A 26,256-nucleotide genomic window follows, 5' to 3' on the forward strand; every position below is an offset into this window, starting at 1 on the left:
AGCAGCGGGGGGGACATGCACGCATTTCAGACCCTGCTGCTGCCCTCGCTGTCACATGTCCAGAACACCCAGCGGCGGCCGGGTGCACAGCTCCCCCTTTAAAAAGCAGGGCCCCAGGGGCATCAAGCCCCCTGCAGCTTGCGATTCTCCGCTTGTCTCCGCGAGCGGGAACGCGACAGCCCCAGCGATGCGGCGGCGGTAGCGGCGGCCACGGTCACGCCGGCGGCGCCGATCCAGCTGATCGATACGAGAGACGCCTGCTCCACAACGACGCCTCCGATCCCCGCCCCGGCAGCCATAGCCAGCTGAAGCACGGAGCTGTTCAAACTAAGCATGATGCCGGACGCTTCCGGCGCCTGCTGGATCAGGTTATACTGCTGGGTCGGGACGGATGAACCAGGCGGCGAAGGACCACAGCATCAGCAGCGGAAGCATCGCGACCGCCGATTGAGCGGCCAGCGAGATCAGCACCAACGAGATCGCATGAAGCAGCATGCCTCCGATCAGCGTGCGGGGAACGCCCCATCTGTCCGTGCTGTAGCCTCCGAACTTGGAGCCGATCAGACTGGCAATACCGAAGGCGAACAGTCCTGCGCTGACCCCCTTCTCATCCATGCCGGTCACGCTGAGCAGGAATGGGGAAATGTACGTGTAGGCGATCGCATAGCCCGCAATCCAAAAGAACGTAATCAGCAAGGCCACCGTGATTCTCGGCTCCTTAAGCAGCGCCAGCTGGCTGCGGAGCGGTACGGGCGCTTCGCCTTCCGTCTGCGGAATCGTGAAGGCTACCGCAAGCATGGCGAGCACGCCGAGCAGCCCGATGCCTCCGAAGATCGTCCTCCAATCGTAGGCCGCGGCGACGACCCGGCCGATCGGCACGCCGACGATCAGCGCCGTCGAGAAGCCCATGACGAGCGTTGCAATGGCGCTGCCCTGCTTCTCCGGCGGAGCCAGCTTCGATGCGACCGTCAGCGCGGTCACGACGAATACGCCCGTGCTGATCGCCAGCACGATCCGCGAGACGATCAGCAACCCGAAGCCCGGGAGCAGCACCGCCATGACGTTGCCGACGATGAACAGTCCCAGCGAATAGAGCAGCAGCTTCCTCCGCTCCATGCGGGCCGTCAGCGCCATAAGAATCGGCGTGCCGAACGCATAGGCAAGCGAGAACACGGTGATCAGCTGGCCCGCCGCGGATAAGGCCACGCCGATATCGGCCGCCACTTTATCCAGAATCCCTGCGATGATAAACTCCGACGTGCCGACCAAGAAGCTGACGGCCGCCAGCATATAAATTTTCCAGGCAGTTGACATGATAGAATTGCCCCTCTCTCCACAACCTATATTTTTATATTTCTAGATTTATAGAAATTAAAACTAAAAAAAGTCCTGCCGCTTCTTTTTCCTTCGTAAAGCGACGAGGCCAAACCGGTTATCGTAACCGATGCAGCCGCTAAGACTCCAGCAAATACGGCGCGTATTTCATGGCGATATCCCGGTTCACGCTGTAATATACATAAGTCCCGTCCTTGCGGAGGTGGAGCAGCCCGCTGTCGGTCAGCTGCTTCAAATGGTGGGACAGCGTCGACCCGGCGACCGACTCCAGCTTGCCCATAATATCGGAACAGCACAGATTGCGTTCCTCGGTCAGCAGCAGAGCAATCTTCAGTCGGGTTGGCTCTCCCAACGCTTTATATACCTTAACCGCCTGACGGACTTCCGTAGTATCCTCCAACATGGCTGGTTCTCCTTTCTGATTCGTTATTTCTAAATATATCGAAATTTAAATTACCACAGTTTCCTGTGGAAGTAAAGAAGTAATTTTCACAGCCTGTCCGTTTCCGCTTGCAGCCTCCACCGCTGTTCATCCTTCTGGAAAGGCCCCGACCGAAACCACGCGCTTACCAATAGTCCGGCTGCTCCTCGTCCGCGATAGCCTGCAAATCGGCAGCCGTAATCTGGATCAGACGGTATCCTCCCGGCTGCTCGGCAAGCCGCTGCGCCTGTTCCTTCATGAATTTGGGCGAGCCCTCCATATCTTCGTCATACACCAGTATGAGACCGTCGGAGTTGCGAAGCAGAAATTTGTTCTTCTCTTTGAACTGCCACGGGCCGTCATACTTGCTCTTCGTCACGCTGTTCATATAATTGGCCCGGCTGACAATACCGCGGTAATATTCCTGCTTCGGCTCGTTCCATTTCTCATCCTGCTCAAGAAAGGGGGTAATGACCGCAAGCTGCAACTCCGGGTAATCCTTCTGCAGCTCCAGCACCGCTTCCGCTGCCCACAGCTCTACACCCCACTGCCCGCTGACGATCACCCACTCCAGCCCCTCGTCCAGCAGGGAAATGAGCCGCTTCTTCACTGCTTTCTTGATCATTTCGATACCCGGGTGCTTCATTGAGAAGATGCCCAGCTCCGAGGCCTTGTAGCCCATTACCAATACCCGATTCACCTTGATCCTGACTCTCCTTGTCTCTATGCCGCGCTATCCCGGCAAATTCGGTCCCGACGTCTGCACCGCATGGCTTCTGGACCAGTAGGCTAGCCCCATCGAGAAAATCAGCAGCAGTCCCGTAATCCAGAATACGCTGTGGATTGAGAAAACACCGCTGATGGCTCCGCCGACCAGCGGCCCCAGCATGCCGCCCAGCTGATTGGCCGTCTGGTTGAGACCGAAAGCGCGGCCGCGGAAATCGGCCGTCGTCGTCCGCACCACAAGTCCGTTCAGTGCAGGAAACACGGCACAGAAGAACGCTCCGTACACAAAGCGGATAATCGAAAAACCCCAAATGTTGTGCACCGGAATTTGCGCCAAATTGCCGATTCCGCCGACGAGCAAGCCGATGATGAGCACCTTCTGGAAGCCGACCTTATCGGCCAGCCTCCCCCACCGGGGAGCGAACAGAATACTCGCGACACCGACCAGCGAGAAGACGATCCCCGCCACAAGCGACGCTTCCTTCACCGAACCGCCGATCTGCACAATATACAGCGGCAGCACCGGTTCAATCGTCATCACCGAAAACTGCGTGAACAGCGTCAGCACCAGAATCATAAGAAACGGCCGGTTGTTCACCGCCATTTTCATCGATTCAAGAATGGAGGTGCGCGTCTTGCTCGGCACGAACTTTTCTTCCTTCACCCATAACACCACGAGCAGCGTGCTGAGCAGAACGAAAACGCCTGCGCTGGCGAAAGCAATCCGGTTATCGAAAATTTTGGAGATGACTCCGCCGAGCAGCGGCCCCATGATGCCGCCCGTCGCCGTGGACGTTGACATCATCGACAGCGCGTAGCCGACCTTATGCTCCGGCGTATTCGTACCGACCAGTGCGATGGAACCTGGAATAAACCCGCTCAAGAGCCCCTGGAGCAGCCGCAGCACCAGCAGCTGATACGGATTCGTGACGAGTGAGGTGAGCAGATAAATAACGCACAGCACGAAGCCTGCACGCACGATCATCGGCTTGCGTCCGTACTTATCCGCCATCGCCCCCCAATAAGGCGAAGATAAGGCCCCCGCAAAAAAAGCGGAGCTGAACAGCAGCCCCGACCACATTTCCGTATGCTCCGTAACGCCGATGTGAATAAGAAATAACGGTAAAAAGGGCACGACCATCGAAAAGCTGGCCGACGTGATAAAGCATCCGATCCATAGGAGCCATAAGTTCCGTTTCCAAGTTTCCATGAGAACCCCCTAAAGCTGTATACTGCACACGTGTGTACTCGCTTGTCTTGTTATGGTAGCACTCCGCTTCCGTTCTGTAAACCTTTACAACCGTTCCCTTTCCGGCAAAAACCTGGATTATCCTGCTTCTTTAACGCTTTAATGAACTTAATCGCCCCCTGTGGTAAACTATTCTCGGCACAGTTTCTGCCCTACCCTATGAGTAAAGGAGTTCTGCCACATGATCGTAGCCGCAGACGGCAGCGGAGACTTCCGCACGGTGCAGGAAGCACTGGACCGCATTCCCGAACACAACGCTGAGGGCGTTGTCATTTACATAAAAAACGGTGTGTACAAAGAAAAAATTCATGTCGAAAAGCCTCACGTTACCCTGATCGGGGAAAGTGCGGAGCAAACGATTCTGACCTATGACGATTACGCCAAGAAAAAGCTCCCGAACGGCGAGGATTACGAAACGTTCCGCTCCTATTCGGTCTTTATCGGCGCGGACGATTTCACGGCCGAGCGGCTGACCTTCCGGAACGCCGCCGGGCGCGGCGGGCAGGTGGGACAAGCGGTCGCCGCTTACGTCGACGGCGACCGGGCCGTATTCCGCGGCTGCCGTTTCCTGTCATATCAGGACACGCTGTTCACCGCTCCTCTGCCGCCCGCTCCGGCCAAGCGTGCGCTTTTCGGGGGCCCCCGGGAGCTGGCGCCCCGGCGGAATACGCGGCAGTATTACGAGCAGTGCTATATCGAAGGGGATATCGATTTCATCTTCGGATCGGCCACCGCGGTGTTCGACCGCTGTGAAATTTTCTCGAAGCGCCGCGAAGGCGCGGAGGACGCCTCGGAGTTCCCGTCCGGCCGCATCCATGGCTGGCTAACCGCGCCTTCAACGCCGGAGGATGTCCGCTTCGGCTACGTGTTCCACGACAGCCGGATCACGAGCGACGCGCCGGCTCAGTCGGTTTACCTGGGCCGTCCGTGGCGCAGCTATGCGAAGGCAGCTTTTCTCAACTGCTGGCTGGGCGGGCATATCGCCGCTGCGGGCTGGGACAACTGGGGCAAGCCGGAGAGCGAGCGTACGACCGCGTTCCGCGAGTACCGGAATACGGGGCCCGGAGCTGACATCGCGGGACGCGCCGCCTGGTCGGGGCAGCTGAGCGAGGAAGAAGCTGAGAGCTATGCTGCAGCCAAGGTACTGGCCGGCAGCGACGGATGGAACCCGCTGGGCTAAGCGGCTGCTGGGCGATGCGTTTCTTTATCCTTGGTTGTATAAGAGGGCTGCCCCAGCATGGAAAGCACCGATTTCGGCATGCCGGCGGGAAATCTGACAAGGGGGTTCGACCGACCGCCGAGCAGTGCCGCAACTCACGAATTCGGATTCGCGCGTACTGGACATCCGGAGACAGGCCCAGTGGAGCAGCCGCTGTGTTATCATAAAAATAGGCTGGCCCGCTAAAGGACACATTTCGAAGACATACTCCAAATCATACGCAAAGACGCCTCCAAACCACGACATACGTGGAAATGGAGGCGTCTTTTTTAAACCTAATTCAGTCAAAGCGGGTACTTCCGAATCACGAGTCGATTCGTGAGACGGCCCTTCTCTGAGACGCAGGTCACTAATCCTTCACCGAGCCCTGCATCAGACCGGCGATAAACTGGCGGCTGAAGATTGAGAAAACGATAATCAGCGGTACGGTAGCCATCAGGGTCGCGGCCATAACCATGGAATAGTCCGTGCTGTACACCCCGTTCATCGAAGCAATCAGCATCTGGATCGTGAACTTATTCTGCACCGAGATGACGACGAGCGGCCAGAGATAATCGTTCCAGGAATTCAGGAACGTGATGATGCCGAGCGTCGCGAGCGCCGGGCGCAGCACCGGAAGCGCTACGCGCCAATACAGGTCGAACGAGTTGCAGCCGTCGATCCGTCCGGCGTTGATGAGCTCGTCATGCAGCACGGAGGCTGCATACTGGCGCATCCAGAAGATCCCGAAGGCGCTCGCCGCGCCCGGAACGATCAAGGCTTTGAGGTCGTTGATCCAGCCGAGCTTCTGCATGATGATAAACTGCGGAATGAGTCCGAGCTGCTGCGGTACCATCATCGTCATCAGCAGGAAGAAGAACAGGAACGGCTTGCCCGGGAATTCGAACTTCGCGAAGGCGAAGCCGGCCAGAGAACAGAAGAACAGAACGAGCAGCGTATGCGTCCCTGCAACGATCAGGCTGTTGCCGAACGAGGTAAAGAAGCCGACATGATCGAGCACCTTGCCGATATTGATCAGCAGCTGGTCGCCCGGAACGAACCGGGGCGGAAAGCGGAACATATCGGCCGTCGTAGCCGTCGACATAACGAACAGCCAGTAGAACGGAAACAGCGACAGGATCGCGCCGATCAGCATGCCGATATGAATGAGCACGGTTCCCGGCGCACGGGACGCCCCTGTCCGGGTTGCGGCTGCGGCAGCTGTGGCAGCGCCTCCCCTGCTGCTTACGGCCGCCTTGGAAGAATCCGCACGCATCAGACGCCCTCCCCTCTCGAGACGAATTTCCAGTTCAGGAAGGAGAACGCCCCGATGATAATGAACAGCATCCAGGCAATCGCGGATGCGTAGCCGAACAGCTGGTTACCGAACGCCTGGTTATACAAGTACAGCACCAGCGTCAAGCCCCCCTTGGTCGCCCCTCCGGTATTGCCGACCAGAATAAGCGGCTCCGTGAACAGCTGCATCCCGCCGATCGTCGAGAGAATGACCGTGAACAGAATGATCGGCTTCAGCAGCGGCAGCGTAATGCTGAAAAACTGCTGCTTGCGGCTTGCGCCGTCAATTGTCGCCGCCTCGTACAAGTCATGCGGGATGCCCTGCAATCCGGCCAAATAAATGATCGCATTATAGCCGGTCCAACGCCAGATGACCATGAGCGAAACCGCCACCTTCACCCAGAACGGGTCGTTGATCCATTCGATACGGGGCAGGCCTAGCGCCTGCAGCACGCCGTTGATGAGCCCGAACTGGCTGCCGAAGAAGGAACCGAAAATAATCGCTACCGCGACGATCGAAGTAATGTTCGGCAGAAAATACACCGCCCGGTAAAAATCCTTGAACCGGACGAACGCCGCGTTCAGCAGAAAGGCAACGACCAATGCCAGAAACAGCTGCGGCACCGTCGACAAAAACCAGATCGCAAAGGTGTTGCCGACCGACTTCCAGAAATCCGGATCGTCGGTCAGCAAATTGCGGAAATTGCGCAGCCCTACATATTCCATCGGGCCCAGGCCGTCCCAGGCATGAAATGCCAAGTACAGCGAGAACAGAATCGGAAACAGGCCAAACACGATAAACAAGATATAAAAGGGCGAAATCATGAGGTAGGGAGCCAGATACGCTCTGAATCCTTTCATCGTATCCACATCCTATTTATTTTTCAATTTGGTCTTGGCCTTCTCGACGAGCGCCCAAAACTCCTTGTCGGGGTCCTTCGATTTATCGACCGAGACCGCCTGCATGCCGTCGCTGATAATGTCTTCCACCGTTTGATAATAAGGACCTTTCCGCTGTACCTTCACGTCCTTGGCCACCTCGGAGAACAGCACGCCGAGCTTCTGGTTGCCCCAGAATTCATAGCCCGTTTCCGTAAATGCCTTGTCACCATACACCGACGGCGTCGACGGGAAGTTGCCGGACAGCTTGAACACTTCGAGCTGCTGCGGCGGAGAGACGAGCCAGCTGATTGCGGTGTACGCTTCCTTCGAGTATTTCGATTCCTTCGGAATGAGCAGGAACGAGCCGCCCATGTTGCCTGTACCTTCCGGAATTTTGGCTGCGCGCCATTTGCCCTTCGTGTCCGGAGCGCGCGTTTCGACGTGGCCTCTGCCCCACGCGGCGGAAATGTATGTAGCGATTTTGCCGGAGTTCAGGGCTGCGGAATATTCCTGCAGCGCGTTCTTTTGGTCATACGTGCCGGCGATGCCCATCTCACGGGCTTTTTTATAATATTCGAGCGCTTTCTTGATCTGCGGATTGGAATCCATGATCAAATTTTCGTCTTTGTCGAAGTAAAGGTTGTCGCCCTGGTCGCGGATCGCGCCGTACAGCTCATACGGATTGGACAGGATGTTCGCTCCGGTCTTCTCCTTCAGCGTCTTGCCCGCGGCGAGGAAGTCGTCCCAATTTTTGATTTTGGCGGATACATCGTTCGGTTCCGAAGGAAGTCCCGCTTGCTGGAACAGGTCCTGACGGTAGTACAGCACCATCGGTCCGATATCCGTCGGCAAGCCCAGCTGTTTGACGCCGGTCGAAGCCTGCTTCCATTTCCATTCGAGATAATCCTTCGCCATATCCTTCGCGCCAAATTCGTTCAGATCGTAAAACTTGTCCGGGTATTTCAGAAACTGGTCGAGCTGCGAAATATCGATCATTGCGATATCCGGCGCTCCCGAGCCGGCCGACATGGCGGTCAGCAGCTTTTTGTGGGCGTCTTCCCACTTGTAAATTTGCGGCACAATTTCGATGTTCGGATGAGTGCGGTTGAACTCCGGTATAATCTTCTCAAACGTTGCCCCCTGCCAAAACCACATTTGAAGCTGTACTTTTTTTCCGTCGCTTCCCCCGGCCTTTTCGTTAGTTGCTGCTCCCTGCGTCCCCGCACCGCTGCTGCACGCACTAAGAAGTACCAGGAGAGAGACCAGCAGCAAGAACATGGACTTGCGCTTCGGCACCCGATTCATTCGTTAACGCTCCCTTCGAAATGTCGCTGGGCTCTAAAAGAAAGCCCTTACAATGAGTATAGGCAAACGGGTATCGCAAGTATATGTAACGCATCTTCGATTTCTTGGACGTATCTCAGGAATGTCCGCAAGTCCGGTAATCGCCCGGCGCCATGCCGATAAACGTTTTGAAAATGCGGCTGAAATACGCCGGATCGCGGTAGCCTACCTTTTCGCAGACCTCGTATATCTTCAGGTTCGTGTCGCGGAGCCACCGTTTGGCCTCCGTCAGCCGGTGCTGCGTCAAATACTGGGTGTAAGTCATACCCGTCTCCTGATGAAACAGGTTGCTTAAATAATTCGCATTGATCTGGTACTGCTGGGCAAAATCGGACAAGTTCACCGTTTCATTCGCGTATTCCTTATGGATGTAGCCTAGCAGCGCCTTGATGATCGGCGGGAATGCCGCCTCCGAGGCCCGCCTCGTCACTTCCGTAAAGCCGAGACTCGTCATGCTGCGGATGTACATCAGCCCAAGGTCGCCGATGTCCCGGGTAAGACCACCATCGCCCGTTTTGACCTCGATGCGCAGCTTCTCCTCCATCCACCGCGACGTTTCCTCCACCTGCCGCTCCCACGCTTGCCCGGCGTCCTCCGCCGCGAACAGCACCACTGTGATCAGCCGGTCCTCCAGGCAGACGGCCGCCGTTCCCAGACGGCTGAACGATTCCTGCGCGCATTCCCGTATGAAATAGCGCACCGAAGCCTCACCTAGCGACCGCAGGTCTTTGGTCGAAAAGGAGACCAGCCGGATCGTCTCGTAGGCGGGAATCAAGCCTTCGTCAAAGGTCGGTACCGGCACGCCCTGCAGCAGATCGTGCATCCGCTTCTCGAGCAGCGCCCGGTTGCGGATGACGTTCACCTGCTCGGACTCTACACGGCGCTTGTATTTGCCGTAGGCCTCGCCGTACACCTCGCGCAGCTTTTCCTTGGACAGCGGCTTCAGCAGATACGCCGCCACCTGATGCTGCATCGCTCGCATCGCATAATCGAATTCCGCGTGGCCTGTCAGCACATATACATCGGTCTGCGGCGAATGCCGCCTCACGTACTCGGCCAGCTCCAGCCCGTCTACCGCCGGCATCCGGATGTCGGTAATAACCAGCTGGACCGGCTGCCGCTTCAGCAGCTCCATCGCTTCCATCCCGTCGGACGCATCCAGCACCTGCCCTACTCCCTCGAACCGGGACAGCGCCCTGCATACCGGCAGACGCACATTCGTCTCGTCGTCGACAACCATCACCGTAAACATCCTCATCCGCCTCCTTCTTCCTGCTGCATGATTTGAAACTGCCGGGTGATCTCCGCCCATACCGCGTCCGGATCCGCTCCGTCGGATTCGACGCGGCGCAGGCCGTCGCGGATCAATTGCTCGATGGCCGCATAATCGTAATCATCGTAGCTTGCCTTGTAGCGGAGCGCCGTGTAGGAATAAATCTGGCCGACCGGCGCGTTATTAAAGAAAGGGTCTTTCACCTGAAGAAACTCCGAAGACGAATAGGATTCCGGCGTTGAAGGAAAATTGCCGCTCGCGATAAACGTGCCCAGCTGCTGCTGCGGTGCCGTCAGCCAGCGCGCCAGCGCATAGGCCGCCTGCGGGAGCCTGCCCGTTCTCGGCATGGCCAGATAGGTGCCCGACAGGTTCGACGGCATGCCCGGCGCCCGGGTCAAATCCCATTTGCCCGCCGTAGCCGGGGCATTCTTCTTCATCACGCCGTGAAGCCAGGACGGCGCGAGAACAAGCGCGAACTTCGCGTGAACCGCCCCTTCCGCCCAAGCGGACGTCTGCGAGGGCAGCCCGGCGCTCAAGCCAAGCCGGTGAAAGGAAATGGCGCGCTCCCACGCTTCCCGCACCCGCGGGCTCAGACCGTTCTCAGCGGGTGCGGCATATTGGCCGTCGTACTGATTCAAATAGCTGAGGAACACATTCGTAATATTATCGAACAGCACAGCGCCCGTGTTCTGCTTAATAATCCGCCCGATCAGCTCCAGATCGTCCCAATCCTTCAGCATAGCGGCCACCTCCTCCCGGTCCGACGGGAGACCCGCGTCCTGCAGCACATCCCGCCGGTAAGCGAGCGCGACCGGCCCAATGTCGACCGGCATCGCATACAGGAAGCCGCTGTCCTTGCTCTCCGCCTGCCTCCACTTCCAGTCCAGGTAATGCACCTTCTCGTCCCCGTATTCGTACAGGTTGTAGAACTGCTGCTGGAACCGTTTCAGCTGCTTGAGCTGCGATGCCTCCAGCAGCACCAGATCCGGCGCGTCGGCCTTCGTTGCAAAAGCGGACAGCACGCTCGGAACCACGTCATCATATTGAAAGATCACCGTCTCCACATCCACCTCGGGATGCTCCGACGCATAGCGCTGCAGGAGCGGCTCCAGGCCGCTCCCGGGCCAGAGCCACACCCGCAAGGCCGCCGAGGCTTTAGGCGCCCTGTTCAGCCCCGGCATCTCCGGCTCCGGGGAACAGGCACTGAGCAGCAGGCTGAGCAGCGTCAGCAGCAGGCACAGCCGCAGCAGACGGAGATGCGGTCGCCGCGCCCGCGGGCCGTAGTGCATCACACTGCAGCCGAGCGGCCTGCGCAGACTGTCTCGCCGCACCCGCTGCCATGTCCGCTGCGGCCGCCGCACGCAGACTGACTGCTGGCCCCGTCCCCTCACATGGATTGATCGTGTGCTTTGCCGCCGCTGCAGACTGTGATCCGTGCATTGCCGCCATTGCCGACAGTGCTCCGCACCTATGCGTCCTACTGAAAAGTAAACGCATTCAATCAAAGCAAACCAATACTCCTGTCCGATGTTAGTAAGCTTACGCAGCGCCATCCTCCCCTTCCCCGCCCAAACGAAGCGTCTTGTCCTCCAGCTCCCGCCATGGGAGCGACAGCACTACCTTCAGCCCGCCAAGCGGGCTCGGGAGCAGCCGAATGCCATGCCCGGCGCCGAAGAACGCCTGCAGCTGCTTGTGCAGATTGCTCAGGCCGATCCCGCTGCCTTTTTTCTCGAAGCCCCGATCGTTATGAATCGACGCTTCCAATAAACGCAGCTCTGCAAGCGGAAGGCCGACCCCGTTATCCTCTACCGAGCAGAGGATGCTGTCCCCCTGCCTCCCGATGCAGACCCGGATTTGCCAGTCCCCCTCCGCTTTACGCTCCAAGCCATGATGGAACGCATTCTCGACCAGCGGCTGCAGCACAAGACGAATGACGCGCTGCTGCTCCAGCCCTTCCTCCACGTCGATGCTTACACTGAACTTGTCGCCGTACCGCGCGCGCTGCAGCAGCAAATACCGGTTCAGCTGCGCCAAATCCTCTCCCAGCGTCACCAGATCCGTAGACGGATGGACGCTGTAATGGAGCAGATCGCTGAGCGCGAGTGTCATCTCCTGCGCCTTCTCCGGCCGCTCGTCCTCAATCGTCCAGTAGATCAGATGGAGCGAGTTGTACAGAAAATGCGGCCGGAACTGAACCTTCAGCGCCACCAGCTCCGCCCGCTGCGCGCTGATCTGCTGCTCTGAGAGCCGCTGCACCACTTCCTCGAGTTCCTGCACCATCGCGTTGTAGTTGGAGTAAAGCTGGACGATTTCCCGGCTGGCAAAAGGCTTATCGAACGGCTGGATGCCCGCCTTGCGAATCCGGTTCATCCCCTCGGCCAACTGACGTACCGGCTTCGTCAGCGTCCAGGTGAAGTACGCCACCAGGGCCAAAGCAATGGCGATGCCCGCTCCCATCGTCAGCAGCGCATGCGCCCACATCTGCGACGCATCGCTGAATACGGCTTCCGGCGTAAAGTAAGCGATAGTCGTCCACCCGCTGTAATTGGACTTCGCATAGGCCACCAGCATCCGCTTCCGGTCCTCGCGCGTCGTCCATTCGAAGAACGGCTGGGCGTTGCCGCCGAATTTGGCGAACAAACCTTGGTCCGCCGCAGTCCCGATTTCGCGGGGCTCCGTCGAATAGACAATGTTGCCGATTGAATCCATCACCTGCACCTTTCGTTCGATCCTCTGTCCGGTCTCGCCGATCAGCCGGCTGATTTTCTCCACCGGAAATACGACGAACTCTTCCCCCAATGAGGTCAGTCGGCGAGGATCCTTCAGCTTGCGTCCTCCGATGATCGCAGGGATTTCCCCATCCCGCCAAGCCGGGCCGTATACCCAGAGCATATGGCCGTCCAGCTCCTCCATTTTCGCATGCCACGTCACCGCACTGACGTCGTCCGCCTGTCTCCAGAACAGCTGCAGCGATTCGTTCGAAGCATAGGCATGACCCTCACGGTCGAATAAATGAATCAGCATATCTCCAGCGATATAGCGGACTTTTTCCGCCAAATACCGGTCTAAATCCGTATCCGCTGGTCTCTCCGTCTTTGGAGGCGGTTCGATGCAACGCTTTCAGCACCTTCTCATCGAAGGCGATCATTTGGGAGGCTTGATCGTACTGCCGCAGCAGCACATCGATTTTGGCGGACAGCTGGTCGACCGACTCCTGCGTATAGTCTGCCGTACGGTTTAACGCAATCCGGGACGTTTGGCGGTAATTGAACCAGTTGGTCAATGCAATGGCCAAAGCGGCAATCAGAAACATCCCGGCCAATAACTGTATAAATATGGGGATCGGTTTACGCCTTCGCAGCCGATTCACCTCGCCTTCACGGTTATTCATCTTCTGACAGGCTGCTTCCTTAATTCTACCTAAGGGCAATTTCTCCCTCCTAGATCATGGAAAATATACCCTCGGAACTAAGAAAACTGGGATTTTTCGACAGTATTCCCACGGCAACGACAAAACGACGCTGTCCGTTCGACACGCGTCTGGTAAACCGTCCTTCTCTTGTGCTACCATTTCGATAGGATGGGAGGGGCCAATTTGACCATGAACTTGAACATGAACAAAACGAAGATCCTGATTATTGAAGATGAAGAAGCAATCTCCGACTTGCTTGCCTACGGATTGAACAAGGAGGGCTTTGTAACGGCTACTGCACGGACGGGAGCTGAGGGGCTGCGGCAGGTCGAGCTTTTCGAGCCCGATCTGCTGCTTCTCGACTGGATGCTGCCGGACATGAGCGGTCTGGACATTTGCAAAAAGGTAACCGCCTCCCATAACCTGCCGCTGATTCTCCTTACGGCCAAATCGGACATTACCGATAAGATCCTCGGCCTGGAATTCGGAGCGGACGATTATATGACCAAGCCCTTCGATGTCCGGGAGGTCGTTGCACGCATTCGGACCATTCTCCGAAGAGTGGCTTCAGCCGACCGGGTTCCCGATTCGACCGGCTCGGCGGAGGATTGCATCCGGCTTCACCATCTCGAAATTAACAAGAGCGAGCGGACGGTTGTAAACCGTCACCGTCATGAACTTATCGAGCTGACCCCCAAGGAGTTCGATCTTCTGCTTACCCTGATCCGCCACCAAGGCAAAGTATTTACCCGGCCGGAGCTGCTCGACTTTGTCTGGGGCTATGAATATGCCGGAGATACGCGGACGGTGGATATCCATATCCAGCGGCTGCGCAAAAAGCTGGACGCGGGCGAGCTGATTTCCACCGTGTTCGGCGTAGGCTACAAATTTGAGAAAACGGCGGATTCCCGTTCATGACCGCAACCATTAAAATCAAATTTTTCATCGGTTTTTTCGTCATCTTTGCCGTTTCCCTGCTGGCATTGAATCATGTTATCGTGCAGATCATCGAAAGCAGCCACGAGAAGATCATGACCCGCGATCTTATCGACCTGAAGAATAACAGCAGCGTCTATGTGAAGCAGACGTTTATGATCAACCATTACAGCAGCGATGAAATTTATTTCGGACAAATGGCCAAGGACATGGTTGAAGAGCTTCGTCGCGTCAGTTCAAGCGATGTGGGCGCATACTCTGTTGACGGGAAGCAGCTGTACTCCTCCAACGAGGCCAAGTTTGCTTCCGCCGCGGCGGACGACCTGGAGCATGCCAAGAACGGGCAGACGGCCTACACGATCCGTTACTCCGAACGTACGGCAGAGGTCTTTTATGCATACCCGGTCGTGATTGACGGCAAAAAGGTCGGCATTTTGCGCTTCGTTAAGGACTTTTCCCTGCTGTACGAGCAGAGCCGGCGCATTCTTGATTTTATTTATTACGCGACCTTGGCCGTATTTGCCGCTGCGTTCGTCTTCTCCTATTTGCTGTCCCGCCATATTACCATTCCGGTTGTCCGTTTAACCCAAGCCACCTCGGAGGTGACGCAGGGCAATCTCGAGATCCGGGTCAACCTTCGCAGGAAAGATGAAATCGGCAAGCTTGCGGAAAATTTCAGCCGCATGCTGGACAAAATCAAGTCGCAGATTCAAAAGATCGAACGGGATCGGGACCGGCTCGAAGAGCTGAACCGGCACCGTAAGCAGTTTTACGACCGCGTGACCCATGAACTCAAAACGCCGCTAACCGCCATTATGGGGTATGCCCGAATGATCCGGGATAACGGTCAGGGCGACGAAGTCTTTTTTAACAAAGGAATGGGCCATATTATCGATGAGAGCACCCGGCTCCAGGAGATGGTTATCAGGCTGCTGGAGCTCTCCGAGGAGAGCGGCGGCGGCCGGGAAGATTTCGAACCGGTCGAAACGGGGCAGATGCTGCAGGAAGTGTGCGATGCCATGAAATTCAAAGCCGAAAGATACGGCAAGACGATACAATGTACGTCCGAGGCCGGCTTGTGGGTTGAGGGGCAGGCGCAGAGACTGCGGCAGCTATGTATTAATCTGCTAGATAATGCGGTCAAATACGGGGATTCGCGTACCGCGATTATCGTCGAGGCCCGGGCCGTTCCCGAAGGCCGTGTGCAATGGACCCTGAGCAACCAGGCGGACGATCTGTCTCCCGGCGAAATCGAGCGTTTATTTGAGCCTTACTCCCGCGTGGGCCGCGGCATGACCGGAGAGCCGGGAAGCCGGGGGCTTGGATTGAGCATCTGCCAAGCGATCGTCGACGAGCATCAAGGCTCCATCCGCATCTCCAGTACTCAGCGGACTTTTACGGTATGTATTCAGCTGCCTTTGGCGGACAAAGCGAGGGATTTGTTATGAGCCATAACCGCATAAAGCCGCTGCTTGTCGTGTCCTTCCTCCTGCTCGCCTTTACGCTAAGCGGGTGCGGCACCGGTCTGACGCCAAGGACGGTCGTCATTCCCGACACCGAAGCGGATTCGGGCCCGGCGCTGCAGGGTGATTTTCAAATCGAGAAAATATACAAGCTGACCGATAACGACCTTGGATATGCACGGATTTGGGGCTGGATCGATCAGGACGAGCTGCTTGGCGAAGCGCCAAGACCTGACCGGTCGAACGAGATTGAGCGCATCGACTATCGCAATAATGCGCATACGACGATAAAGGGATGGAATGAAGCGGCAGAGGTGATCGGCTTTTCCCCTGACGGCCGTTTCGCGGCCTCGTCTGATTATACCGGCGGCGTCGAGCGGATCCGCCTGTTTCAGCTGACGGACGGACAGGAGCTGCCGCTGGGCGGGTCGGCTTCTGGCCGGATGAGAATCACCCCGCTAGCCTGGTCAAGCAGCGGCCGCTATCTTGCCTATGGAGAAGGAACGCGCGCTTCTTCAGCGGGTAATACGCTGACCGTTTACGATACCCAAAGTCTGTCCTCCCGCTCTTACGCGCTGCCTGCAGGAAAAGTGTCCTCAATCCGAATTTCCAACGAAGGCTCCGGCGTTCTGCTCGCAGCTCAAACCGCAAGCCAGTTCATCCTGAGCTACGGACGGCTTGAAGGAGACAGCTGGAACAGCCTTTTCGAGCACAGCCTGAAAATCGATGGCAGCTTCGATTTCATCAATGAAGATCAAATCCTGCTCACAGGGCAGAATGGAGCGCTGCTCGGCTTCGACCGGCGCAATGCAACGACAACCGTGCTGGCGGAGCAGGCCGGAGCCTTCCGGCTTTCACCGGACCGCAGCTATATCGCTTTTACGAAGTGACCGGGAAACCGTCTACGCGGCCAAGCTGCAGGGAAACAACCTGTTGAACGAAAAAGCTCTCTATCAAGGGGCCGATCCCGCCCAGATGGAGTGGAGCCCGGACGGCAAAAAATTACTGATCAACGGCTGGAAGCCGTACGAATCCCGTCCGATGCCATCGGTTCTCTCTCCTTCAGAGAGATCGCCCTTGATCATCGAGCTGAAGTCAGGCTGAAACGGATTGCGAAGCAGCCCGGGTCCCTTTCGAAGGCGCATGTTCAAGATTAGATACACTTTGTTTACAACTTAGAGACGTCCCGGATACATCCTTCCCTTATAAATAAGCAGTAGGCGAAACCACAACCAAGGAAAGGGATGTATTTATGAAAAAAACGATGATCCTCCTGGCAGGTCTCACCCTGTCTCTAACATTAGCCGCTTGCAGCGACAATACTGCCGGCTCTGCTGTCAGCTCGAACAGCGGGAGCGGAGGGAGTGGTGCGAGTGGTGGGGTACAGTCGACCTCCGAGTCGTCAACGACGACGTCAGATACAGCGGGGACAGCGGCAGGCTCCTCAACGGAAGGCGAAGCGAAAACGCAGGATACGACAGCCGGAGCAGAAACGCAAACGGCTGCGGATGCCGGTTCCGCTCAGACCGACACCACCGCTGCCCAAGCCAGTTCGCCGTCTGACGTCACACCGCCGCCCGCGGCATCGCGGGAGAGCGCAGCGGCTCAAGCTCAAGCGGCCGCCGAGCGTTCCGCCGTCTCTGAGCCCCGGCCTGCCGCAGAGCTGCGGGCTGTTCCCGAGCAGCGCTCCGCTCTCCAGCCTTCCTCTGATCGGGCTGCAGCCGCTCAAGCGGCCGCCGAACGCTCTGCCAGAACCGCGCCCCAAGCGGTTTCCCCCGCTGAACCATCCAGACCCGTGCCCGTTCCGGAGCGCGCCGACGCAGTCTCGCAATAATCTATACCTCTCATTAAACGCAAGAAAAGCCGCCATCCCTAGGGACAGCGGCTTTTCTTGCGTATGGCAGCGCTCTGCGTGACAGACGCGCGTTTACGGTTTAGGGGCGAAGGCCCGTCGAACGAAGCCTTCCGCGCCTCCTGTTTATGCTCTACCCGTACATGCATGCTCTATCATCCATGCATGCCTGATCGCTTTAACTTACTCGCCGGAAACCGGCTTTCTCGTTCGATGCCCCGCGCGCTCAAATCCCAAGCGCGCGTTGCAGCACTTCGCAGCGGCCGATCGTCGAACCCGCGGGTACGGAGGCCGGCCTGCTCACGGCGGTCCTAGCGGCTTAAGACTTAGCGCTTCGGCGCCAGCTCGATCGCCTGACGCAGCGCTTCCTTCATGCTCTGCTCGTCGGCAATCCCTTTGCCGGCGATGTCGAAAGCCGTACCGTGGTCTACACTGGTGCGGATGATCGGCAAGCCTACGGTGATATTCACGCCGGCTTCCAGGCCCAGCACCTTGATCGGCCCGTGGCCCTGGTCGTGATACATCGCGACTACGATGTCAAAGTCGCCCCGCGTAGCGCGGAAGAACAAGGTATCTGCAGGCAGCGGGCCGACCGCTTGAATGCCTTCGGCTTGGGCGCGCTGAACGCCTGGAATGACTTTCTCTTCCTCTTCGCCGTAGCCGAACAGGCCGTTCTCGCCCGCATGCGGATTGATGCCGCATACCGCAATTTTCGGAGCGGCGTAGCCCGCTTTTTGCAGCGTTTCGTGAGCCAGGCGGATTACCTTATATACCCGGTCCGGGTTAATCTGCTTCACGGCGTCGATGATGCCGACATGCGTCGTGACGTGAATGACCTTCAGCTTAGGCGCGGACAGCATCATGGAATAATCTTTCGTGCCGGTCAGCTCCGCCAAAATTTCCGTATGGCCCGGGTAAATATGGCCGCCCTTGTGAAGCGCCTCTTTATTCAGAGGAGCCGTGCAGATCGCGTCAATCGCCCCTTGGTTGGCCAGCTCGATAGCCTGCTTCAAATACATAAAAGCGGCATGGCCCGCCTCCGCACTGACAGCTCCGAACGGAAGATCCGCCGGCAGCAGATTCAAATCCAGACAGTCCACAACACCGTGCTCGAACTTGGCTTCCTTCACCGATGCAATGCTTCTTACCTGCAGCTTATCGCCGACGATTTTCGCCGCTCTCTCCAGCAGCTTTGCGTCTCCGATGACGAAAGGCCGGCTTTGCTCATACATTGCCGCATCGTCCAGCGCCTTCATAATAATTTCGGGCCCTACCCCTGCGCCGTCACCCATCGTAATGCCAATAATCGGTTTACTCATGTTCTTGCTCTCCCTTCAATATGCGCATTGCATGTAATAATGATTCCGTATTGCCGAAGGCTCCCGCTTTGGTCACTACAGGCAGGTTGCCTGCTCCGATCATCCTCCCGAGCGGAATGCCCGGCTCCAGCTCAGCCATAAGCTGAATCCCCCGAACGTCCAAATGGCGGCACACGGCCTTCGCCGTATCGCCTCCGGTCAGCACCATGCCCCTCAAGGCATGCCCCGTGCTGAGCTTCGCCGCTACCTCGCCGAGCGCATCCGCGATCGCGTTGGATACGCTGGAAGCATCGAGCCCGACGCTTGCTCCAAGCTCCTGCGCCTGCCGCACCTGCTCCGGAGACGATCCTGCATAGAAGGACACGTCCGAACCGGCACGCAGCGCCTCCGCCAGCAGGGTACTGCAGCGCTTCTTCTCTTGATTGGACTGATCCGGCGAGCTTAACAGCGCCAGCGGATTCAGTTCGACACAGGCGATTCCCTGCTGCTCGTTCACCTTCTGCACCTGTGCGCGCGTTACCCGCGAAATGCTGCCGGCCACCAGCATGACCGGCGCTTTGCCAGACACGAGGCCTGAAGGCTGCCCCTGCTCCTGTGCCGATTGCTCCTCAGCGACGGCAAGCAAATACTCGGCCAAGCCTGCGGAGCCTGCCCACAGATACCGCTCCTTGTACTTTGGCAGCAGCTCGGCGATCAACCGAACGTCCTCGTCCGTCTCGGCATCCAGCACGACCAGCTCGGCTCCCGCCGCAAGGCTTTGCCGGATCCCTTCCTCCAAAGCCGCCATGCTCCCGCGAACGGCCGCCAGCGAAACGCTCACGGCAGTCCGCTTGGACTGCCCCGCCAGCAGCTTGCTGATGTCCGCCTCGGGCACCGGCGTTTTCGGGTCCCTGCCGATCTCCGTTTCATGGATCGGCACCCCGTTCAAATAATGTATGCCGTCTACGGTCGTTCTTCCGATTCTCGGAAAAGCGGGCACGACAATCGCTCCCTCGAAGCCGTAAACGTCCAGAACTGCGTCGAGTTCCTGTCCAAGGTTGCCGCGCAGTGTGGAATCCATCTTTTTATATATATAACGGCAGCCTGTTGCCTTTAAGGCAGCGGCCGCATCCCGGACGCGCCGGTAAGCCTGTTCCCTAGGAACCGATCTGCTGTCCGTATCAATAACCAACGTTTCATCCGAGAAAGACGCTTCCGTCAAGCCGCTCCAGTCAAAAACGACCTGCGCGGGAAGCCCTTTTCTTGCCACTTGAACTCCCGAATCGGAAGCTCCAGTCAAATCATCCGCAATAATCGCCAACCGCAGCAATCCGTTTCCCTCCCTCAACTTGAAAAATAACAGCATGTCCCGACTTGCCTGTCAGGACATGCTTCATTCGGGCTGCTGTTAACGCTTGGCCGTTACGCCGATGCGCTTCGCCCACCATGCCGTTACAATCGGCACGAGAATCGCCGTCACGATAACGCAGGAGGCGACAAGCGCCGTTGCCGTCGGTACGACCGGAGCATAGGCCGCATTTGCAGCCGCTACCGCTGCAGGAACGCCCGCCGCATTGCCCGCCGTAGACGCCGCGGACAGTCCGGCAATGCCGTTCCCGCCGGTCAGGCGGTCCGTAATAAGCAGCGTACATCCGGTGATGACAACAACCCCGATGCCGAGCAGGACGCCGAGCGCGCCGGCCTGCCATACGTTCTGCAAGTTCAAACCGGCTCCAAGCGCAAACGAGAAGAAAGGAACCATCACCGGTACCGCTTTGCTGAAGAACTCGCGCAAATCCTTATCCAGGTTGCCGAGAATCATGCCGACAACCAGCGGCAGGATAGCGCCGACCAGCGTCTGCCAAGGAAATGCAGCCAAGCCGGCCACGCCGAGCGTAATCATACTGAGGAACGGACCTGATTCCAGACACATGATCGAGTAAGCGCCGACATCCTCTTTTTTACCGAACTGCCCCATCAGGGCCATATACAAACCGCCGTTCGTATCGTTCATCGCCGCAACGATCGCCACGACAGACAAACCGGCGAATAATCCGCTTTCAATCATGCCCTCACCGAGGAACTTGGCGGCAATTAAGCCTACGATAACCGCTGTCAGCACTTTCGTCAGAAGCAGCGTACCGCCTTTTTTCACAATGTAAGGGGTTGCTTTAAAGTCAATGGTGGAACCCATACATACATAAAACACAGCCAGAATCGGCAGCGAGCCGGTCATTAACGCACCGGTAAACGAACCGAACGTTTTGGGAATCGACGGAAAAAGCGTGTTAACAATGGCGCCCAGAAGCAAAGGAACGATCATCATCCCGCCGGGAATCCGTTCAATTGTCGCTTTGATTTTCACAAGAAGCCCTCCATGATGTTTTGTATTTGTTTAATTATGCAACAATTTAAAACTTTGCAAGCCTTGCCCATTCATTGTAACAAGGGTCCCGTCGAGTCTCAACTTAAATTATGTTTCTTTTTTAAACATTTTGTTCATTTTTCGCCACAAAGTTGACCGGTTGATGCCGAGCCGTTTACAGGTTTTGGATTGGTTCATGCCTTCTTCCTGCAGCACCTGGCGCAAGATCCGTTCCTCGATCTCCTCATAGGTTCCGCTCAGATCAATCTGCGCATACGAGGCCGTATTGTGGGCGCCGGGATGCTGAACCAGCCGTTCCCATACTTCATTCACTTCTTCCCACTCGGTATAATGCCCTTTGGTCATCAGCAGCATTTCCTGAATCAAGCCTTCGAATTCGGGCAGATTGCCCGGCCAGTCGTAATGGGTCAGCCGCTCCAGCACGGCATCCCGCATGCCTACGATCTGCTTGCCGGATTGGGAATTGTACTCGGCGATCAGCTGTCCGATCATCGGCTCCAGATCCTCCAGATGCTCGCGCAGCGGCGGAACCGCCAGATGTAACTCCCCTACCGCATAAATCAGCTCCTGGCTGTAGTCGCCGCGCTGCGCCAGCTTCGTCATCGCGGTGGAAGAAGACGCGATAAACCGGAAATTCCGGTTGTTGCGGATAAGCTGCAGCACACTCTCCTGCGCAGCCTGGGACAGCCGGTCCGCCCGGTTCAGGCACAGCGTCCCGGCGTAACCGCCCTGCATCAGTCCCGGCGCCCGCGCGGTGCCGAACACAAGCCGGTTCATTTCCTCATCGGCGATTTCGTCGCACGAAATCATATAGAAGCCTTCCTCCTGCCGGCGGCTGGAGGAATGAATGGCTTGGGCGAACATAAATTTGCCGCTTCCCCGCTCCCCCGAAATCCAGATATGCCGGTCGGATTCCGCGAATTTTTTGGCGCGGCTGACCGTTTTTTGCAGCGTCGGGCTTACGCCCGCCAGTTGGGCGAACGTAGCCAGCCGGGATGGAATATAAGCCTCGAACCGCCGCTTGCTGCGCCGGGATTCCAGCGATTCGAGATAAACGAGATAACTCGGCCCCTCATCCGTTTCCTGCATCAAGATGCTGACCTTGTACTGCTCGTCGAACAAATGGATATAATGCTCTGAATCGGACAGCTGTTTGCTCTCGCCGGCCTGCTTGATCGTATTCGCCAAAGCCGGGGAAATCACCACAAGGTTATTCCCCTGCAGCATATCGGCGCTCTGCCTCAGCATCCGGCAGGCCGCCTGGTTCACATAGGCAATTCGCCGCGTCTCATCCAGCGCGACGATCCCCCGGGTATCGGCATCGAGAAGACGCCGGTAAAATCTCATTTTTTCTTGTCCCCTGCGGTACACCTCGTACACCCGGCGGACTTCGCCGAGCGTATCCGAAACCGATTCCCGCCCGGAGGTGACCAAGATTCCCCGGTGGCCCATGGACTGCGCCGTCCGGATCGTCACCATATCTCCGAGCACGACCTGAACGTCCGACTGAAACGCCTGCTGCAGCGCATGGGCGACGTCCGCTTCCCGCTCCACCGCATAGGAAGGAATCGCCATATCCAGCAGGCTGGATACTTCGGCAACCCCGCGGCAGATCGACGGAAAGCCGATGATCGCGACTTTGGCATGGGTGTTTTTCGCCAGCGTCAAAACTCTTAATATATCATACCCGGATACCGGGATATCCACGACCGGAATCTTGGCATGCTCTCGAATGAGCGTAGCCGTACCGCCCCGGCTGACAATGATGTCATAGCCTCTCTGCTCCGCATGCTGAACAAGCGGAACCGCTTCATGCAGGTCGGCTACCTCCACATCCATCTGAATGGCCGGCTCATCGCCCGCAGCTTCAAGCAGCACATCCTTTAAGCCGGGATACGGCGCTATAGCCAATACACGAATATTCATAGGTGTCCTCCAAGACTGTTGCAAAATAGATCACTTTTATCCAGTATACACCATTGAATTGGGAAATACGCCGATAGAACTAAAAAATACCCCGTCTATTGTTCGTTAATACAACGATATTTATTCAGCAAGGACTCCTGTCTGCCGCACGTGCTTTATCCGCCTCCTGCATCGGCTGTAGGCTTGCCGGAGGATAGCAGCTTCCTACGTCTTCTTTGCACTAAAATAACCCCACAAAGTGGAGCTTATGCTTCGAGGCGGACTCAGGTACTTTGCGTGGACCCCGAAATCATATAAATTTTATCATGTCAAAAAAACCTGACGGGACTTCCATCCCGCCAGGCTTTCTTTCCAAACATCTTATTCAAACTTATTAATCCGTATTTATTATTAATGCTCTTAATTATTTACAGCTTACGCGCCTTCAGCATCATATAATCTCCCTGAAAGCTCACGATGCGCCCCTGCTCCGCCACGACGCTAAGCTGCACGCGCAGCGGCTGCGGCCATCCCAGCATAAAAGCCTCCAGCTCCTGCCGGACCGCATCGGGTACACTCATCCGAACGCACCACGAATCGAACAGGAAGGTTTTGCGTGTCTGCACCAGCTGGTCCACCTTCATGCCGGCCAGCTCTATCCGCCGAATCCACTCGGTTTTCTTCCATGCGCGGTAATGGCTCGGGTCTCTGCGCTTTTCGATTTCGTTGTACAGAGCATCCGGCTCATCGGCCTCGGGAGCGACGTTATCCAGCAGCAGGAAGCTGCCTCCGGCCTTCAGCACCCGTGCCGATTCCCGGACGAAGGCGTCCGGGTTCGGAAAATGATGCGCCGCCACCCGGCAGGCGACCATATCGAACGCCCCGTCAGCGAAGCTCAACGCTTCCGCGTCACCCTGCACGTAGCGGACGTTCGTGCGGCCACGGCTGCTCAGCAGCCCTTCCGCCGCCTCCAGCATTTCCGGCGTAAGGTCGAGCGCCGTCAGCTCGCCTGCATGCTCCGCCAATACTAGCGAGGCATGACCGCCCCCCGTTGCAATATCCAGCGCGGCGGCCGGCTGTTCCTGTTGAACCCAAGCCTTCAGCAGCTGAAGATCGTCTCCCTTCGCATGCAGCGGGCTGTCTACATAGCTCGATGCATTGGCCCCGAACTGCAGCCTGACCTGCTCCTTCAAATCCATCGCTCTCGCCTCCATTATTAGTTTCATTAAATGAAACAATATTTTATTTAATGAAATTACAAATTCAGGATACCGCTTTCCTTCCCATTTGTAAATAGGTCTCATTGCAAAAAAAGGGACCTGCGGCAACGGGCTGCAGGTCCAAAATTTTATATATTAAAAAAGGGGGTCGACTATTATTATAGGCCTGTATCATTAAGACAAGATGAAAAACACATTTCATTTGTGTTACAAATTTTAGCAAGGTGCCGGCCCGCTCCCCGTGCCCAGTTTGCGTTCATTTATTTAATGCCGGAATGGATGAAGCTGTTCATAAACTGGCGCTGGAACAGCAGGAAGCCGGCCATCAGCGGCGCAATCACGAGCAGCGTAGCGGCGCTCACTTCCGTCCATTGGGCTCCGATCTCATACGATTGGGCGAAAATAGCCAATCCTACCGTCAGCGGACGGTTTTCCACCGAATTGGTGACAATCAGCGGCCAGACGAAATTGTTCCATTGATAGCTGACCGATACGAGTCCGAAGGCGATATAGGACGGGCGCGCCAGCGGGAAATAAATCCGCCACAGGATACTCCATTTGGAGCAGCCCTCCATCGCAGCGGCTTCGTCCAGCTCCGGCGGAATGGTCATGAACATCTGGCGCAGCAGGAAAATACCGAAGGCGGATGCGAAGTAGGGCAGCATAATGCCAAGTTTCGTATCGAGCAGCTCCAGCTCCTTCAGCACCATATAATTAGGGAAAATCAGCACATCGGCCGGAACCATCATCTGTACGAGAAATAACAACAGCACGATGGGCTTCCCGGCGAAGCCCACCCTGGCAAAAGCGAAGGCCGCCATCGTGGCCGTCACCATCTGAACGCCGAAGACGCAGATAACAATAATGACTGTGTTGAAATAATACTGTGAGAAGGGGGCGGCGAACCAGACCGTCGCAAAATTTTGCAGCGTAAATTCCAGCGAAAAGCCCGGTGAAAGGGCAATTTGTTTAGGACGAAACGCCGTCACCGCCACCCACAGCAGAGGCACCAGCCACAGCAGCGCAAAGAGATAGAGGAACCAGCGCCCCAGTTTCAGCTTTGTGAACAGCACCAGCATAAGATCGCCTTTCTTTCTGCATTAATGATAGTGGATTTTTTTGTCGAGTCCGAGAAAATTCAGCGCGGCGAACAGCAGCAGAACCGCTATCATCACCACTGTCAGCGTTGATGCCGCCCCCTGATCCCAGAAGCTGAAGGCCGTCTCGTAAATGTAATACAGGAGCAGGCTGCTTGCGTTATTCGGCCCGCCCTTCGTCATAATCATGAGATGATCGACAAGCTTGAAGGAATTCGTCAAAGCCACGATCATGACAAACAACGTCGTGGGCATCAGCAAAGGAAACGTAATCCTGCGAAAAATCGTCCAGCGGCCGACACCGTCCACCTTGGCGGATTCATACAGATCGGGCGCGATATTTTGCAGTCCGGCCAAGTAAAAGATCATAAAATAGCCCGCTTCTTTCCAAATGATCATAAATATCATCGCCCACATGACCAGCTGCGGCGAACCGAGCCACGGGAGCTCACCCGCTCCCAGCCATTTCGTCGCCCGGCTCAGCAGCCCGTACTGCGGCGTATAAATGAACAGCCAAATATTCGCCACGGCAATCATCGGAATCATGGTCGGATAAAAAAACGAAGCGCGCAGCAGTCCCGTTCCTCGCATCACCCGGTTGGCGAAAACCGCCATCAGCATGGCCAGCGCTATCGAAGTCGGCACCGTTCCGAGCGCAAACCACAAATTGTTGCCCATCACCTTCCAGAACACCTCATCGTCCATGAGATGAGTGTAGTTGTCCCAGCCGATGAACACCGGCACCGGCACGGCCAGATCGGCTTGATACATGCTGAGCTTGATCGTTTTGGCCACCGGATAGAAGGTGAACAGAAACAGAAATATGAGTGAAGGCAGCAGCAGCAGCCAGGCAAAAGCATTCGTTCTCCAGTGTCTTATCCATCTTGCAGCGCCCAATGAGGTACCTCCTTCATCCTTCACACGCCAAAAGGCCATCGATTATCCATTCATCGCATTAAACAT

23 protein-coding genes and 1 pseudogene are annotated in these 26,256 nt (G+C 56.8%); 6 read left to right on the forward strand and 18 right to left on the reverse strand.

What is annotated here, in order from left to right:
* Positions 1-122: 122 nt before the first annotated feature.
* The 4 genes and pseudogenes from ACHHV8_RS34695 to ACHHV8_RS34710 form a co-directional block, all read right to left on the reverse strand.
* A pseudogene (locus ACHHV8_RS34695) lies at positions 123-1,314 on the reverse strand (MFS transporter).
* A gap of 139 nt (positions 1,315-1,453) precedes the next feature.
* The gene (locus ACHHV8_RS34700; protein ID WP_395164003.1) at positions 1,454-1,738 is read right to left on the reverse strand and encodes an ArsR/SmtB family transcription factor; all 285 of its coding nucleotides are present in this window, start codon (positions 1,736-1,738) and stop codon (positions 1,454-1,456) included.
* 163 nt (positions 1,739-1,901) lie between these two features.
* Positions 1,902-2,456, reverse strand: coding sequence for an SLOG family protein (locus ACHHV8_RS34705; protein WP_395164004.1), 555 nt, complete (start codon positions 2,454-2,456; stop codon positions 1,902-1,904).
* A gap of 33 nt (positions 2,457-2,489) precedes the next feature.
* Positions 2,490-3,692, reverse strand: coding sequence for an MFS transporter (locus tag ACHHV8_RS34710; RefSeq protein WP_395164005.1), 1,203 nt, complete (start codon positions 3,690-3,692; stop codon positions 2,490-2,492).
* Between the two features lie 220 nt (positions 3,693-3,912).
* Here ACHHV8_RS34710 and ACHHV8_RS34715 point away from each other — a divergent pair, with 220 nt between their 5' ends.
* Positions 3,913-4,911, forward strand: a complete 999-nt coding sequence (locus ACHHV8_RS34715) for a pectinesterase family protein (protein WP_395164006.1) — start codon at positions 3,913-3,915, stop codon at positions 4,909-4,911.
* Positions 4,912-5,299: 388 nt separating this feature from the next.
* Here the strand turns inward: ACHHV8_RS34715 and ACHHV8_RS34720 are convergent, their stop codons facing one another.
* The 7 genes from ACHHV8_RS34720 to ACHHV8_RS34750 form a co-directional block, all read right to left on the reverse strand.
* A complete protein-coding gene (locus ACHHV8_RS34720; RefSeq protein ID WP_395164306.1) occupies positions 5,300-6,085 on the reverse strand; it encodes a carbohydrate ABC transporter permease in 786 nt (261 codons plus the stop codon).
* 119 nt (positions 6,086-6,204) lie between these two features.
* Positions 6,205-7,086 (reverse strand): carbohydrate ABC transporter permease, encoded by an 882-nt coding sequence (locus ACHHV8_RS34725; protein WP_395164007.1) that lies wholly within the window; start codon positions 7,084-7,086, stop codon positions 6,205-6,207.
* Positions 7,087-7,098: 12 nt separating this feature from the next.
* Positions 7,099-8,412, reverse strand: coding sequence for an ABC transporter substrate-binding protein (locus ACHHV8_RS34730; RefSeq protein ID WP_395164008.1), 1,314 nt, complete (start codon positions 8,410-8,412; stop codon positions 7,099-7,101).
* Between the two features lie 115 nt (positions 8,413-8,527).
* Entirely contained in the window at positions 8,528-9,703 is a 1,176-nt protein-coding gene (locus ACHHV8_RS34735) for a response regulator transcription factor (protein WP_395164009.1), read from the reverse strand.
* A 2-nt stretch (positions 9,704-9,705) separates the two neighbouring features.
* Positions 9,706-11,277 carry an ABC transporter substrate-binding protein gene (locus tag ACHHV8_RS34740; protein WP_395164010.1) on the reverse strand — a complete coding sequence of 524 codons (1,572 nt, stop codon included), beginning with the start codon at positions 11,275-11,277 and terminating at the stop codon, positions 9,706-9,708.
* Positions 11,264-12,748 (reverse strand): cache domain-containing sensor histidine kinase, encoded by a 1,485-nt coding sequence (locus tag ACHHV8_RS34745; RefSeq protein WP_395164011.1) that lies wholly within the window; start codon positions 12,746-12,748, stop codon positions 11,264-11,266. Before ACHHV8_RS34745 ends, ACHHV8_RS34740 begins: the two co-directional genes overlap by 14 nt.
* On the reverse strand, positions 12,723-13,115 hold the full coding sequence (locus tag ACHHV8_RS34750; RefSeq protein ID WP_395164012.1) for a hypothetical protein: 393 nt from the start codon (positions 13,113-13,115) through the stop codon (positions 12,723-12,725). The genes ACHHV8_RS34745 and ACHHV8_RS34750 overlap by 26 nt, the downstream gene beginning before the upstream one ends.
* A 222-nt stretch (positions 13,116-13,337) precedes the next feature.
* Between ACHHV8_RS34750 and ACHHV8_RS34755 the strand changes: the two genes are divergently transcribed.
* The 5 genes from ACHHV8_RS34755 (at position 13,338) to ACHHV8_RS34775 (ending at position 17,369) form a co-directional block, all read left to right on the forward strand.
* Complete coding sequence (locus ACHHV8_RS34755) at positions 13,338-14,054, forward strand: winged helix-turn-helix domain-containing protein (protein WP_395164307.1); 717 nt, start codon at positions 13,338-13,340, stop codon at positions 14,052-14,054.
* Positions 14,051-15,520, forward strand: a complete 1,470-nt coding sequence (locus ACHHV8_RS34760) for a sensor histidine kinase (RefSeq protein WP_395164013.1) — start codon at positions 14,051-14,053, stop codon at positions 15,518-15,520. The genes ACHHV8_RS34755 and ACHHV8_RS34760 overlap by 4 nt, the downstream gene beginning before the upstream one ends.
* Positions 15,517-16,425 carry a WD40 repeat domain-containing protein gene (locus tag ACHHV8_RS34765; protein ID WP_395164014.1) on the forward strand — a complete coding sequence of 303 codons (909 nt, stop codon included), beginning with the start codon at positions 15,517-15,519 and terminating at the stop codon, positions 16,423-16,425. Before ACHHV8_RS34760 ends, ACHHV8_RS34765 begins: the two co-directional genes overlap by 4 nt.
* 43 nt (positions 16,426-16,468) lie before the next feature.
* Complete coding sequence (locus ACHHV8_RS34770; RefSeq protein WP_395164015.1) at positions 16,469-16,639, forward strand: hypothetical protein; 171 nt, start codon at positions 16,469-16,471, stop codon at positions 16,637-16,639.
* Between the two features lie 148 nt (positions 16,640-16,787).
* Positions 16,788-17,369 carry a hypothetical protein gene (locus ACHHV8_RS34775; RefSeq protein ID WP_395164016.1) on the forward strand — a complete coding sequence of 194 codons (582 nt, stop codon included), beginning with the start codon at positions 16,788-16,790 and terminating at the stop codon, positions 17,367-17,369.
* Positions 17,370-17,713: 344 nt separating this feature from the next.
* On the opposite strand, the gene pdxA is transcribed toward ACHHV8_RS34775, so the two are convergent.
* The 7 genes from pdxA to ACHHV8_RS34810 all read right to left on the reverse strand — a co-directional run bounded on the left by pdxA (position 17,714) and on the right by ACHHV8_RS34810 (position 26,190).
* Complete coding sequence (gene pdxA, locus ACHHV8_RS34780) at positions 17,714-18,706, reverse strand: 4-hydroxythreonine-4-phosphate dehydrogenase PdxA (protein ID WP_395164017.1); 993 nt, start codon at positions 18,704-18,706, stop codon at positions 17,714-17,716.
* The gene (locus tag ACHHV8_RS34785; RefSeq protein WP_395164018.1) at positions 18,699-20,015 is read right to left on the reverse strand and encodes a four-carbon acid sugar kinase family protein; all 1,317 of its coding nucleotides are present in this window, start codon (positions 20,013-20,015) and stop codon (positions 18,699-18,701) included. The genes pdxA and ACHHV8_RS34785 overlap by 8 nt, the downstream gene beginning before the upstream one ends.
* 78 nt (positions 20,016-20,093) lie before the next feature.
* Positions 20,094-21,050, reverse strand: coding sequence for a 2-keto-3-deoxygluconate permease (locus tag ACHHV8_RS34790; protein WP_395164019.1), 957 nt, complete (start codon positions 21,048-21,050; stop codon positions 20,094-20,096).
* Positions 21,051-21,158: 108 nt separating this feature from the next.
* Positions 21,159-22,997 carry a sigma-54-dependent Fis family transcriptional regulator gene (locus ACHHV8_RS34795; RefSeq protein WP_395164020.1) on the reverse strand — a complete coding sequence of 613 codons (1,839 nt, stop codon included), beginning with the start codon at positions 22,995-22,997 and terminating at the stop codon, positions 21,159-21,161.
* Positions 22,998-23,404: 407 nt separating this feature from the next.
* Positions 23,405-24,175, reverse strand: a complete 771-nt coding sequence (locus tag ACHHV8_RS34800) for a class I SAM-dependent methyltransferase (protein ID WP_395164021.1) — start codon at positions 24,173-24,175, stop codon at positions 23,405-23,407.
* 281 nt (positions 24,176-24,456) lie between these two features.
* Entirely contained in the window at positions 24,457-25,275 is an 819-nt protein-coding gene (locus ACHHV8_RS34805; RefSeq protein ID WP_395164022.1) for a carbohydrate ABC transporter permease, read from the reverse strand.
* A gap of 21 nt (positions 25,276-25,296) precedes the next feature.
* On the reverse strand, positions 25,297-26,190 hold the full coding sequence (locus ACHHV8_RS34810) for a carbohydrate ABC transporter permease (protein WP_395164023.1): 894 nt from the start codon (positions 26,188-26,190) through the stop codon (positions 25,297-25,299).
* Positions 26,191-26,256: the final 66 nt, after the last annotated feature.

This window comes from Paenibacillus sp. TAB_01 (assembly GCF_043945595.1).
Classification (GTDB): domain Bacteria; phylum Bacillota; class Bacilli; order Paenibacillales; family NBRC-103111; genus Paenibacillus_S.